This is a genomic window from Vreelandella sp. L-15, from assembly GCF_056857635.1.
The window spans coordinates 52,600-64,386 of record NZ_JBSXNN010000024.1; the positions used below are offsets into that span (position 1 = coordinate 52,600).

13 protein-coding genes are annotated in these 11,787 nt (G+C 57.3%); 9 read left to right on the forward strand and 4 right to left on the reverse strand.

Annotated elements, in window-relative coordinates; translation table 11 throughout:
• Nucleotides 1-5 precede the first annotated feature (5 nt).
• Nucleotides 6-434: a secondary thiamine-phosphate synthase enzyme YjbQ gene (locus AC13CY_RS02305; protein WP_062372734.1), complete on the reverse strand. Its 429-nt coding sequence runs from the start codon at nucleotides 432-434 to the stop codon at nucleotides 6-8.
• Between the two features lie 160 nt (nucleotides 435-594).
• Between AC13CY_RS02305 and AC13CY_RS02310 the strand changes: the two genes are divergently transcribed.
• Nucleotides 595-1,158 (forward strand): lipocalin family protein, encoded by a 564-nt coding sequence (locus AC13CY_RS02310; protein ID WP_483052248.1) that lies wholly within the window; start codon nucleotides 595-597, stop codon nucleotides 1,156-1,158.
• A gap of 10 nt (nucleotides 1,159-1,168) precedes the next feature.
• Here the strand turns inward: AC13CY_RS02310 and AC13CY_RS02315 are convergent, their stop codons facing one another.
• Nucleotides 1,169-2,086 carry a LysR family transcriptional regulator gene (locus tag AC13CY_RS02315; protein WP_483052249.1) on the reverse strand — a complete coding sequence of 306 codons (918 nt, stop codon included), beginning with the start codon at nucleotides 2,084-2,086 and terminating at the stop codon, nucleotides 1,169-1,171.
• 131 nt (nucleotides 2,087-2,217) lie between these two features.
• Here AC13CY_RS02315 and AC13CY_RS02320 point away from each other — a divergent pair, with 131 nt between their 5' ends.
• Complete coding sequence (locus AC13CY_RS02320) at nucleotides 2,218-3,291, forward strand: tartrate dehydrogenase (RefSeq protein WP_483052250.1); 1,074 nt, start codon at nucleotides 2,218-2,220, stop codon at nucleotides 3,289-3,291.
• A 93-nt stretch (nucleotides 3,292-3,384) separates the two neighbouring features.
• Here the strand turns inward: AC13CY_RS02320 and wrbA are convergent, their stop codons facing one another.
• Complete coding sequence (gene wrbA / locus AC13CY_RS02325; RefSeq protein WP_044628470.1) at nucleotides 3,385-3,984, reverse strand: NAD(P)H:quinone oxidoreductase; 600 nt, start codon at nucleotides 3,982-3,984, stop codon at nucleotides 3,385-3,387.
• Between the two features lie 345 nt (nucleotides 3,985-4,329).
• Between wrbA and AC13CY_RS02330 the strand changes: the two genes are divergently transcribed.
• From AC13CY_RS02330 to AC13CY_RS02360, 7 genes are all read left to right on the forward strand, one after another.
• Complete coding sequence (locus tag AC13CY_RS02330) at nucleotides 4,330-5,316, forward strand: succinylglutamate desuccinylase (protein ID WP_137094546.1); 987 nt, start codon at nucleotides 4,330-4,332, stop codon at nucleotides 5,314-5,316.
• A 243-nt stretch (nucleotides 5,317-5,559) separates the two neighbouring features.
• On the forward strand, nucleotides 5,560-6,330 hold the full coding sequence (locus AC13CY_RS02335; RefSeq protein WP_044628468.1) for an ABC transporter ATP-binding protein: 771 nt from the start codon (nucleotides 5,560-5,562) through the stop codon (nucleotides 6,328-6,330).
• A 19-nt stretch (nucleotides 6,331-6,349) separates the two neighbouring features.
• Nucleotides 6,350-7,051: an ABC transporter permease gene (locus tag AC13CY_RS02340; RefSeq protein WP_044628467.1), complete on the forward strand. Its 702-nt coding sequence runs from the start codon at nucleotides 6,350-6,352 to the stop codon at nucleotides 7,049-7,051.
• A 1-nt stretch (nucleotide 7,052) separates the two neighbouring features.
• On the forward strand, nucleotides 7,053-7,784 hold the full coding sequence (locus tag AC13CY_RS02345; protein ID WP_044628466.1) for an ABC transporter permease: 732 nt from the start codon (nucleotides 7,053-7,055) through the stop codon (nucleotides 7,782-7,784).
• Nucleotides 7,785-7,918: 134 nt separating this feature from the next.
• Nucleotides 7,919-8,689 carry a transporter substrate-binding domain-containing protein gene (locus AC13CY_RS02350; RefSeq protein WP_289113259.1) on the forward strand — a complete coding sequence of 257 codons (771 nt, stop codon included), beginning with the start codon at nucleotides 7,919-7,921 and terminating at the stop codon, nucleotides 8,687-8,689.
• 173 nt (nucleotides 8,690-8,862) lie between these two features.
• A complete protein-coding gene (locus AC13CY_RS02355; protein WP_074210296.1) occupies nucleotides 8,863-9,090 on the forward strand; it encodes a hypothetical protein in 228 nt (75 codons plus the stop codon).
• A gap of 20 nt (nucleotides 9,091-9,110) precedes the next feature.
• On the forward strand, nucleotides 9,111-9,935 hold the full coding sequence (locus tag AC13CY_RS02360) for a TraX family protein (protein WP_483052251.1): 825 nt from the start codon (nucleotides 9,111-9,113) through the stop codon (nucleotides 9,933-9,935).
• Here AC13CY_RS02360 and AC13CY_RS02365 read toward each other — a convergent pair.
• On the reverse strand, nucleotides 9,913-11,541 hold the full coding sequence (locus AC13CY_RS02365; protein WP_483052252.1) for a diguanylate cyclase domain-containing protein: 1,629 nt from the start codon (nucleotides 11,539-11,541) through the stop codon (nucleotides 9,913-9,915). The two genes, AC13CY_RS02360 and AC13CY_RS02365, sit on opposite strands and share 23 nt — an antisense overlap.
• Between the last annotated feature and the right edge of the window lie 246 nt (nucleotides 11,542-11,787).

The following is an 11,787-nucleotide window of genomic DNA, read 5'->3' on the forward strand; positions in this document are numbered from 1 at the left end:
TGTGACTAAAGCGCGGCACAGCCGTTCAAGGTGGCCAGCAAGCGGCGCGAACCACCCTGCTCACGATGCTCACCTAACCACACCCCTTGCCACGTGCCAAGGGCCAAGCGGCCATCGCGTACCGCAAGGCTGAGCTGAGTGCCCAATAGACTAGACGCCACATGGGCGGGCATGTCGTCGGGGCCCTCTAACGTATGCTGAAAGTAGCTCAGTCCTTCTGGCACCAAACGTCGCATGAAAGCATCCAGATCATGGCGCACGTCCGGGTCGGTGTTTTCATTGAGCGTCAACGACGCGGAGGTATGCATGAGCTGTAGATGCAAAAGCCCCTGATGGCACTCCGCCAAACAGGGCAGTGCTCTGGCGATCTCATCAGTAATCAAATGAAAACCGCGGGACATTTCCGGCAAGTGAATCTCTTGTTGATGCCACATAAACACTCCTTTGTTATATGCATTGTCAGAGGATACGTTAACAGACATACCATAGCCTATTTCCACTACCTGCCGAACAGTACCAAGAGGACCGCGTGGCGTGGTGCCACCTACCCTGATAAATTGAGCGCTGTGATGGTCTGACATTAAAAGGAGCGAGATGATGACATCCGCATGGCGGCCAAGGAGCATGGCCACGCTGGCAACCCTGGCCGTGACCGGCACATTCTTGATGGGTTGCACCGGCATTCCCGATGGCACGGAACCGGTGACTGACTTCGAGCTCGAGCGCTATCTGGGCGAGTGGTACGAAATCGCTCGCCTGGATCACTCCTTCGAAGAGGGACTAGACTGCGTAACCGCTACCTACAGTAGGCGCGACGATGGGGGCGTCAAGGTGATCAACCGAGGCTACGACCTGGAAGAACGCGCCTGGGACGAAGCCGAGGGTCGCGCCTACTTCATCGATGACGAGAGCGTGGGGCGGCTGAAAGTCAGCTTTTTCGGCCCGTTTTACGGCGGCTACAACGTTCTCGAACTCGACGATGACTACCAGTGGGCGTTGGTGGCAGGCCCTAACCGAGACTACCTGTGGATTCTGGCACGCACCCCCACGATAGCAGGCGACGTGGAGCAGCGCCTTCGTCAGCGCGCCGCCGAGCTGGACTTTCCCACCGACGAGTTGATCGACGTGGTGCAGGATCAAACCTGCCCAGGCCGCTAACGGACCCACGTTAGCCATTGGGCAAGGCGGGCACACGGCCCGCCATTTCTCGCTGTAAGAAGTCGATCAACGCGCTGATCCTTTCCGGCACATGGCGGCGATGCTCGAACACGGCGTAAAAGTCAGCGCGTATGCCCTGCCACTCCGGTAGCAGCGTTTGCAACGTCCCACTGGATAGATGCTCGTTCACATCCCACCATGAACGCAGCATCACGCCGTGGCCATCCAGCGCTAAGCGCGTAATGACCTCGCCGTCGTTACTCGCCAATGGTCCCCTGACCTTCACGGCCTGGCGCTGCTGGGATTGCCGGTGCTCGAAGCGCCATAGCGGGAAGTCGCTATCGTTTTCACGAATCACCAGGCAACGGTGCTGAGTAAGATCGCTCGGAGCCTTCAGCGGCGGCATTTTGTTCATATAGCTAGGCGCAGCGCACAAGACGCGGCGGTTGGGTAGGATACGCTTGGCGACGAGGCGTGAATCCGGTGGCTCGCCAATACGGATGCCGACGTCAAAGCCGTGATCGCTCAAATTGAGGGGGAAGTTGGTCAGCTCAAGCCAGCTCTCCACGCCTGGGTGCTCGGCGCAAAACCGCGATAGCAGCGGCGCGATATGCCGCCTGCCAAAGCCGAAGGTCGCGTTGACCCTCAGCCGACCACTTAGTCCTTGATTCGCGGTCTCGCTGAGTGAGCTTTCGAGCGTTTGTAACTCCTCCAGAATGAGACCACCTTGAGACAGGTAGCGCTCGCCTTCGAGAGTAAGCGTCAGCCGGCGCGTCGTGCGCGCCGCCAGCGTCACCCCCAGCCGAGCCTCTAGCTGCTTCAAACGTTTACTCACGGCTGAGAGAGACAGCCCAAGCTCGCGAGCAGTGGCGGTCAAGCTTCCCGCTCGCGCTAGCTGCTGAAAAAAGGCGAGGTCATCCAACATCATGGGATTATTCACTTTTAGGCAACAATAGCTTGCATAATAGCCTGATTATCTCGTCGCCAACAGGCGCTACACTCCTACTAAGCAATCACACTCCATCCTTTTCGCGACATCCAACCACATAAGGATCTTCCATGGCCCATCGTATTGCAGTCATCGCTGGCGACGGTATCGGTACCGAAGTGATGCCCGAAGGTATTCGCGCGCTGGAAGCCGCCGCCAAGCGCTTCAATATCGAGCTGGCGTTCACCAACTTCGAGTTCGGCAGCTGTGACTACTACTTGGAACACGGCAAGATGCTGCCCGACGACTGGTTCGACCAGCTCAAAGGGTTCGATGCACTGTTTTACGGAGCCGTGGGCTGGCCAGACAAAGTGCCCGACCATATTTCGCTATGGGGCTCGCTGCTGCAGTTTCGTCGCCAGTTCGACCAGTACATCAACCTGCGCCCCTGCCGATTGATGCCCGGCATCAAAAGCCCACTAGCGGGCCGCAAGCCCGGCGACATCGACTTTTACGTCGTGCGCGAAAACACCGAGGGCGAGTACTCGAGCGTCGGCGGCAAGATGTATGAAGGCACCGAGCGTGAAATCGTCATTCAGGAAACGGTGATGAGCCGTACCGGTGTCGACCGCGTACTAAAGTACGCCTTCGATCTAGCGCAAACTCGCCCGCGTAAAAAGCTTACCTCGGCCACGAAGTCCAACGGTATCTCCATCACCATGCCCTACTGGGATGAGCGCGTGGCCGAGATGGCCAAACAGTACCCAGAGATCGCCGTGGATAAGTTCCACATTGATATTTTGACCGCCAACTTTGTGCTGCACCCGGACTGGTTTGATGTAGTGGTAGGCAGCAACCTGTTTGGCGATATTCTTTCCGACTTAGGCCCGGCCTGCACCGGCACCATCGGCATTGCGCCCTCCGCCAATATCAACCCGGAAGGCAAGTTCCCCAGCCTGTTCGAGCCGGTTCATGGCAGCGCACCCGACATTGCGGGCAAGGGCATTGCCAACCCCATCGGCCAAATCTGGTCAGGCGCCATGATGTTGGAACATCTGGGACACAAGGAAGCCGCCGACGCCATGGTCGAGGCCATCGAAGCCGTGCTGGGCGAAGGCGATAGCCAAGTGCTCACCCGCGACGTAGGTGGCCAGGGCACTACGGTAAGCCTAGGGAACGCCATTGCCGAGCGGATTGGCGGCTAATCCCCTATAAAAACAACGCCCCATAACGAGCAACGCCTCGCTGCATTAACAGTGAGGCGTTGCTCGTTTTCAGCTAGCATTTTTAGCTAACGATTAACTCGCCAGCTTAGCGGCAATTTCAGCCACGTGTTTACCCTGGAAGCGGGCAATTTTCAGCTCGCGGTCATCCGGCTGGCGGGAGCCATCACCGCCGGCCAGCGTTGCAGCACCATAGGGCGTGCCGCCGCTTACTTTCGAAATATCAAACTGCTCTTCAATGCCGTAGCCAATCGGCACGATGACCATGCCGTGGTGGGCCAGGGTGGTCCAGGTGGAGGTAATGGTCATCTCGTCGCCACCGCCGGTACCGGTCGAGGTGAATACGCTCGCCACCTTGCCACGCAGCGCGCCGTTGGCCCACAAACCACCGGTTTGGTCGAGGAAGGTACGCATCTGGCCGGCCATGTTGCCAAAGCGAGTGGGCGTGCCGAAGATGATGGCATCGTAATCGGCCAGCTCTTGGGGCGTGGCTTCCGGCGTGGTGAAATCCTGCTTGCCGCCCGCGTTTTTGAACACCTCTTCCGGCATAGTTTCGGGCACGCGTTTGACCGTGACCTCTACGCCATCAACACCCTTTGCACCCTCCGCCACAGCGGCTGCTAAGGTATCGATATGTCCATACATGGAATAATAAAGTACCAGTACCTTCGTCATTACTCACTCCTTTGCACTTGCATTCAAGCATTAGACAGGTTGCCCACGGCGGGCAGTGAAAACTCATTAAAACATAGCGCAGTTAAGCGTAGATAAAAGCGAATGTTTTCGACGCCGCGCTTCGATTTCATCGATGTGCCGACCTTGCACTTGTGCCACTTCGGCACTAAAAGCGCTGGGCCTGAAAACGCTTGTAGCGATCTGCCATAAGCGTTTTCTTGTACCAACAACTTTCATCTTCCCACCGACCATTTTCACGCGAACGACGCCCCCACTTGTGGTCAACGGCCAGCGTGGTAAAGGTAGGGTAACAAAAAGCGAATGCCCATGCTTAAGGACACTTTCATGCTAGGCCAATGGCTCGACTGGACGCTTGACGGCGAACGCCCTTCCCCGCGCATCGGCCGCTTCCCAAGCGGCACTTACCATCTTCATGGGCCAGGTGTTCTGGAACTAACGCCCAATATTTTGCGCCCAGAGGCCCGCGCCTGTGTGTTTTCTGCGGCGATACACGGTAACGAAACCGCCCCGGTGGAACTGCTCGGCGATTGGCTGAGCGCTTTGGAAGCCAGCACGCTGCAGCTAGGCGCGCCGGTGCTGGTGATCTTGGGTAACATTCCCGCGTTAAAAGCGCACAAACGCTTCATTGCTACCAACCTCAACCGGCTTTTCAAACGCGATCTGGACGAGCGGGGGCCCGAACCCGACCGAGCGCGAGAGCTAATGGAAGCAGTAGATACGTTCTTCGCCCGTCATCATGCGCTGCCTAAGCTACATTACGACCTGCATACCGCGATCCGTGGCAGCTTATACACCCGCTTTGTGGTAGAGCCCTATGCAGAAACTGCCACAGACGCTGAACAGTGGCAGTGGTTGGCCGCTGCCGATATGCAGGCAGTGCTGCATCAACATCAGCATAGTTGGACCTTCTCCCACTACAGCAAACACTATCACCACGCACAGGCGTTTACCTTCGAGCTTGGCCGCGTCGCGCCGTTTGGCGAGAACGACATGGCGGCGCTGGCACCGATGCTAACGTTACTCAGCTCGCTCAGCGCAGGTTGCGAGCCGCCGAAAAAAACCGCCGAAACCATGGCCTTTTTTAAAGTACAGCACGAGCTGATGCGCCAAGCGGAGGACTTTACGCTCTGCCTCGACGATGACGTGCCCAATTTCAGCCGTTTCGAGCCCGGCACCTGCCTCGCCAAAGATGGGGTAGCGGGTGATTTCATCGTGGAGAAGACACCATTACATGTGGTGTTCCCCAATGCCCACGTCGACATAGGCGCTCGTGCGGCACTGTTGGTGGTACCCAGTCATGCCATTACCTGACGGACACTTGCGCTACTGTCTGACGATGAAAACGTACTTTTCATAACGACGTCTTTTTTTATAACAACAACGAGAAGGGGCCGTCAGGACACATCGCTACGTACCAAGACCAATGTCGTCCTGATAAAGTACGCGCATTTGGCACAGTCCTGATAGAATCGCCCCTTTTTTCGCGCCAGCCGCACACACGCACGACGAATTCATTTGTTGCTGCTGCGGCAACCCTGTACTGGAGCCTAAGTTATGGCCGCTACGCCTACTCCCCTTGAAGTGCGCAATATTAAAAAGCGCTTTGGCGATACAGAAGTCCTCAAAGGCCTCTCTCTCGAAGCCCAAAAAGGTGACGTCATCACCCTCATTGGTGCCTCAGGGTCAGGCAAAAGCACCTTCTTGCGCTGCATGAATCTGCTGGAACAGCCGGACGACGGCGAACTGTACGTTCACGGCGAGCAAATCCGTTTTAAAACCACCAAGCACGGCCGCGAACCCGCCGACTGGAAACAGGTGGTTCAAATGCGCGCCAAGCTCTCGATGGTGTTCCAGAGCTTCAATCTATGGGCGCACATGACGCTGCTGGAAAACATCATCGAAGCGCCGATCCACGTGCTCGGCAAGCCGAAAAAAGAGGCCATTGAGCACGCCCACGCACTGCTGGACCGCGTAGGGCTTAGCGCTCGCGCCAACGCCTACCCGGCACAAATGTCCGGCGGCCAGCAGCAGCGCGGCGCCATTGCCCGAGCGCTGGCCATGAACCCTGAAGTAATGCTGTTTGACGAGCCGACCTCAGCGCTGGACCCGGAACTGGTGGGCGACGTGCTGAAAGTGATGCGCGATCTGGCCAATGAAGGACGCACCATGGTCGTGGTCACCCACGAAATGAGCTTTGCCCGCGACGTTTCCAGCAAAGTAATTTACCTGCACCAAGGTTTGGTAGAGGAACAAGGGGCTCCCGACGATGTACTCGGTAACCCACAGTCACCGCGCCTGAAGCAGTTCCTGGCTCCTAAATACTGATCCGCGAGGCACCCACACCATGCTCGATTTGCAAGGTTACGGCCCCCGCCTGATCGAAGGGGCGGGCGTTACCGTTCAACTGGCCATTCTATCGCTGATCTTGGCCATCCTCCTAGGGCTGCTGACGGCCAGCGCCAAGATGTCGCGTAACTGGCTGTTACGTCGCACCGCCACCGTTTACACCACGGTGATTCGCGGTGTGCCGGACCTAGTGCTGATGATGCTGCTGTTCTTCGGTGGCCAGATCGGCGTCAATGCCATCAGCGACATGCTGTATTACAACTACGACATCGACATTTACATCAATTTCAATGCCTTTGCCGCAGGCGTACTGACCATCGGCTTTATCTTCGGTGCCTACATGGGCGAAACCTTTCGTGGGGCGTTCATGGCAGTGGATAACGGCCAGATAGAGGCAGGCAAAGCCTACGGCATGAGCAGTGGTTTGGTTTTTCGTCGCATTCGCTTCCCCCAAATGATGCGCCACGCCCTGCCCGGCCTTTCCAATAACTGGATGGTACTGCTCAAAACCACCGCGCTGGTCTCGGTGATCGGCCTGACCGACATGGTCCGAGTAGCCGCCGAAGCTTCCCGCGCGACCCACGAGCCTTTCGTGTTTCTGATCCCTGTGGCGGTGGCCTACCTGCTCATTGCCAGCGTCTCCGAGTGGATCTTTGCGCGCCTACAAAAACGTTACGACATCGGATTTGGGGGGCAGTGACATGCTAGATATCTCTGCATGGTTTAACGATCTGCTGGCAGACAACCTGATCTTTACGCCCACCACCCTGGGCTACTACTGGGAAGGCTTGGTGACCACCACACAACTGGTGTTTCTATCGCTGGTGGCCGGGTTAATTCTTGCGGTTCCGCTGGCCATTATGCGCAGCTCTAAGCATAAGTGGATCAGCCTGCCGGTCTATGTGTATACCTACGTATTTCGCGGCACGCCGCTGCTGATCCAGCTCTACATCATCTACTACGGCGTTGTGTTCATCGACGGTATCCAGGAAACCTTCCTGTGGCCAGTGCTAAAAGAAGCCTTCTACCCGGCGCTTATCGCCTTTACGCTCAATACGGCGGCCTACACCACCGAGATCTTCCGTGGGGCGATCAAAGCCACGTCTAAAGGCGAGATCGAAGCAGCGCGCGCCTATGGTATGTCGCAAAACCTAATGATGCGGCGGATTATTCTGCCCAGCGCCTTTCGTCGTGCGCTGCCCGCTTACGGCAATGAAGTCATCTTCATGCTGCACGCCAGCGCGATTGCTAGCGTGGTGACGCTAATGGATCTCACCGGCGCGGCACGCTTTGTGTATGCCCGCTTTTATGCGCCGTTTGATGCCTTCCTGTTTGTCGCGGCCATCTATCTCTGTTTAACCTTTGCGATTTTGTATTTTTTCCGCTTCCTAGAGAAAAAATTACTGGCCCACCTGCGGCCACAAAATTCCTAGCTACGATAAATCCAACACGTCCAGCGTAAAACAAACGTTGGTTCAAATGCAGACTCCCCCTTTTCGCCGACCTCAACCTGGGGTACGTTAAGGGGGATCACCTTGGGTGAACCTGCTTCTTTTAGAGTCTAAAAATGAAAAAACTACTGACTGTTTCTCTGCTGAGCTTGGCCGTCGCTGCAGCATCTTCTGCTCACGCGCGCGATTACGACAACGTGCGTATCGGCGTCGACGTTCCCTACGAGCCCATGGAATACCGCACCGCTGAAGGCGAGCTGACCGGTTTCGATATCGACCTGGGCAACGCCCTATGCGAGCGTATCGGTGTTACCTGTGAGTGGGTCGAGCAGGAGTGGGACGGCATTATTCCTGGCCTGATGTCGCGCAACTACGATGCAATCATGTCTTCCATGACCATCAACGACGAACGTCGCCAGCAGGTGCTGTTCTCTGACCCCTACATCACCATGCCGTCTGCCTGGTTTGCCCCCAGCAGCCTGGATATCAGCGAAGCCAACGAAGAGACCCTTGCGGGTAAAACCATTGGCGTTCAGCGCGGCACCCTGCAGGATAACTACGTCACCGATAACTTCAGCAGCGTTGCCGACATCAGCCGCTATTCCACCGCCGACGACATGGTGCTGGACATGGAAGCACAGCGTCTAGATATCGTCTTCCTCGACTTCCCGATCGGCCAGTCCACGCTGCTAGACAGCGAAGAAGCCGAGTACGTCGTGGTGGGTGAGCGCATTAGCGAGCCTAAAGAGTACTTCGGTGAGGGTTTCGGTATCGCCTTCCGTCAGCGTGATGAAGCACTGGCCGAACAGTTCAACGAAGCTCTGGCTGAGCTTCAGGAAGACGGCACTTACGATGAAATCTACGCCCGTTACTTCGGCGAAGAGTAAGCGCTAGCTGCCTAAGATTGCCTCCCCGCTTGGGGAGGCACGCAAGCGAGACGCCATCATGCCCTCACTCCGCATCTTACCTCCCGCGCTGCATGCGCTTCGCCCAGGTACCCGTGGCAATATCGCCCGTTTCTACCTGAGCGAATGATTCTACGAATAGCCCACCCCGCCTTTTGGCACGCCCGTGCCAACTTCCCCTCGTTACGCTGACCGGTTCGGTAGCCAGCGATATTCTCTACATTCCTGAGTTCATCGGCCCGGATGCGGATTTTATTGTGCTCAGCGAAGGCCGCTGGGCCATTGACCACGTTTGGGCGCTGGGTAAACCGATTTTCAGCGCCTGCCAGGCCCCGTCACTCCAGCGAACTTGCTCCGCCAAACCGGGTCTTTACTATCACTGAACCACGTACAAGGAGGTAGCATGGCTGAATCGACGGCGGCTCACTCGGCCCCAGCCGCAGATGCGGCGGCCGCGCTACGGCCCTCATCCCACTGGACCGCCTGGGGACAGTGGCTGGCGCTGTTTACCATGACCGTGGACCACCTGACCCGCTACGTGCTGCCGGGGGATTGGGATTTAGGTTGGGCAGGCTCTTCGATTGGGCGCATTGCGTTTCCGCTGTTTGCCGCCATGGTGGCGTGGCACGGCTTATTTAATACGCGTAATCCGCTGCGCTATTCTCGGCGGATTTTGATTATCGGACTCGTCGCACAGCTGCCCTATATGCTGATGCCCCGCGCCTCCGATGCGTTTATCTTGAACGTCTGCTTCACCTTGGCCAGCGGCTTGGCACTGGGTGCTTTGGTACGCCAGGGCTGGCAGCACTACCAGCAACAAACCTTAGGTTTGGGCTGGCTGATGCTGGGAGCCGCGGTGGGCGTTACCGCGTGGTATTTGCTCGGGTTCTGGGTGGAGTATGGTCACAACGGCCTGCTGCTGATTCCGCTGTTTATGTTTGCCATGCAGGCGCTCAGCGAAACCCGAAATGCGTTGAAATCGCGCCTTTGGGCGGGGCTAGCGGCATTTCCTGTGCTCTGGATTGCCGGGCAAATGAACGCCTCCGACATGGCTAAATCGTTTACCGTGGCCACCTGCGTGATCGTGCTGATGCTGGCTGCCGGTGCTGCCCAGCGAGTGCCGCCGGTGGCGCTGGAGATGCCGCGCCGCCTTTGGCTTGCCTGGTACCCAGGGCACTTTGCCTTGATTGCCCTGTGGCTACTGATTAGCGGTCAACTGACAGGTTAGGTGCCTGTTCCGCCACACGCTTGTTCACTTCTTCACGCATCCAGGGCTGGTAGCGGCGCAGCCGCGCCCGTCCTTCGGTCTTTGCCTGATACATCGCCGTATCTGCCTGTTTAAGCACATCGGCATGGTCGCAGGCCGTGGCATCAAAACAGGTGTAGCCCATGCTAGGTGTCACCTCTACCCAGCGGCTCTCTAAACGGTACTTGCCGGACAACGCGCTCTGCACCGCATCCATGTAACGCGCCGCCACGGCGTTGAGCGCCTCAGGGTCGGTGGTATCAAATAGCGCCAGCAGCACAAACTCATCGCCGCTTAAACGGGCGGCCATATCATCCGCCTGCAAACACGACTCCAAGCGGCGCGCGACCTGCACCAATAAGTCATCCCCTGCGGCATGGCCTAGGGTGTCGTTAATCAGCTTGAAGCGGTCCATATCCATAAACATCACCAAACCACCGCGCTGGTCGCTGTTCTGCCCATTACACAGCGCCTCTAAACGCTCGATAAACAGCCGGCGGTTGGGCAAATCAGTTAGCGCATCGTAGTAAGCCTGGCGGTAGATAATCGCCTCGTTGCGCTTTCGTTCGGTGAAATCCTCAATAATCGCCACACCGCCCACCATCTGGTTGCTGGCGCTATGTACCCCGTTGAAGAACGCTCGCAAAGGCGTGCCCACACTGGCGTTGGGCAGTTGGTAAGTGCCTTCGTAATAGCCCGTGCCTTTTTCCAGCGCATCCCTAACCGCCTGAGCCACCTTTCGGTCGGCAGAGCGGTCCAGCATGCGGTAGCCGAGTAACTTTGAGCGCTCCACGCTCAGGATAGCCAGCAGTTTGCTGTTACAGTCGGTAATCTGCCCCTGCTCATCGAAGTGCAGCACGCCTAACGGCGAGTGCTGAAAAATAGAGCGATAGCGGTTTTCGCTTTCGCGCAGCTGCGCCTCCCGGGCGGCCATGTTTACCCGCAGGGCAATATTGTCGTGAATAGTACGGCTAAAGCGGCGGCTAGTGGCGATGATCAAACCTAAAAAAAGCACCAGCATCAGGCCGATTAAAATAGAGAGCGGCGAGCCCTGAAACAGAAACTGCAGCTTAAGCGGCAGCAAAATGGGAAGCACAAAGCCAATGGCGATCCACCACACCGAAGAGAGCGTAGTCACGCCCCCCGCAGCAATACCGGCCAGCACAATCGAGAGCGCGGCAATTTGGGCGGGGTGATTGTGGCTAAACAGCAGCACGCCGGAGGCGCCCCACACGCAGCCAGAAGCAATCGCCCCCACAGCAAACCAACGCTGCCAGCGCTGGCGCTGCTGCTGTAGCGCAGGCAGGCGCTTAATAAACCGCTGGGCTAGCAGTAATCTCAATCCTGAAATCGCCACCAGCACCGTAAACCACCCCAGCAGTAGCGCGGCATCCACCACCGGCCACATGGCCGCTACCAGCAGCCCACCCGCCAGCACGCTGCTCAGCACTGGCTGCCAAAGGTTGTCGTAAAGCAGGCGCACTTTTTCGCCACGCAAACGCTGCATGGTGATGTGATAGTCACGCTGATAACCACTGCGCAGCCCGGAGGCCATCGCCGTGGCGGCGAGGGGTGTGGGGGGCGACATACAAACTCCCTGTTCTTCAGTCGGCTTAACGCCAATCTTATTGGTTAGGCTTTGTTTAATACATCTGTTTTAGCACGTTTAAGTCACAAAAGTAGTCACCATCAGAATCGGGTAGGGGCCGGGGTCACCCCCGGCGCCCTCCCACACCACCGGGCATACGGTTCCGTACCACGGCGGTTCATGCAGAACGTTTAAGCCATCTTACCGTATCCAGTATCGATATCAGGCCCTGATCATAAAACCACT

Coding starts and splice junctions, on each gene's coding strand:
- AC13CY_RS02360 (WP_483052251.1), top strand. CDS start 9,111: ATGGCTGAATCGACGGCGGCTCACTCGGCCCCAGCCGCAGATGCGGCG.
- AC13CY_RS02310 (WP_483052248.1), top strand. CDS start 595: ATGATGACATCCGCATGGCGGCCAAGGAGCATGGCCACGCTGGCAACC.
- AC13CY_RS02330 (WP_137094546.1), top strand. CDS start 4,330: ATGCTAGGCCAATGGCTCGACTGGACGCTTGACGGCGAACGCCCTTCC.
- wrbA (WP_044628470.1), bottom strand. CDS start 3,984: ATGACGAAGGTACTGGTACTTTATTATTCCATGTATGGACATATCGAT.
- AC13CY_RS02315 (WP_483052249.1), bottom strand. CDS start 2,086: ATGATGTTGGATGACCTCGCCTTTTTTCAGCAGCTAGCGCGAGCGGGA.
- AC13CY_RS02340 (WP_044628467.1), top strand. CDS start 6,350: ATGCTCGATTTGCAAGGTTACGGCCCCCGCCTGATCGAAGGGGCGGGC.
- AC13CY_RS02345 (WP_044628466.1), top strand. CDS start 7,053: ATGCTAGATATCTCTGCATGGTTTAACGATCTGCTGGCAGACAACCTG.
- AC13CY_RS02305 (WP_062372734.1), bottom strand. CDS start 434: ATGTGGCATCAACAAGAGATTCACTTGCCGGAAATGTCCCGCGGTTTT.
- AC13CY_RS02350 (WP_289113259.1), top strand. CDS start 7,919: ATGAAAAAACTACTGACTGTTTCTCTGCTGAGCTTGGCCGTCGCTGCA.
- AC13CY_RS02365 (WP_483052252.1), bottom strand. CDS start 11,541: ATGTCGCCCCCCACACCCCTCGCCGCCACGGCGATGGCCTCCGGGCTG.
- AC13CY_RS02320 (WP_483052250.1), top strand. CDS start 2,218: ATGGCCCATCGTATTGCAGTCATCGCTGGCGACGGTATCGGTACCGAA.
- AC13CY_RS02335 (WP_044628468.1), top strand. CDS start 5,560: ATGGCCGCTACGCCTACTCCCCTTGAAGTGCGCAATATTAAAAAGCGC.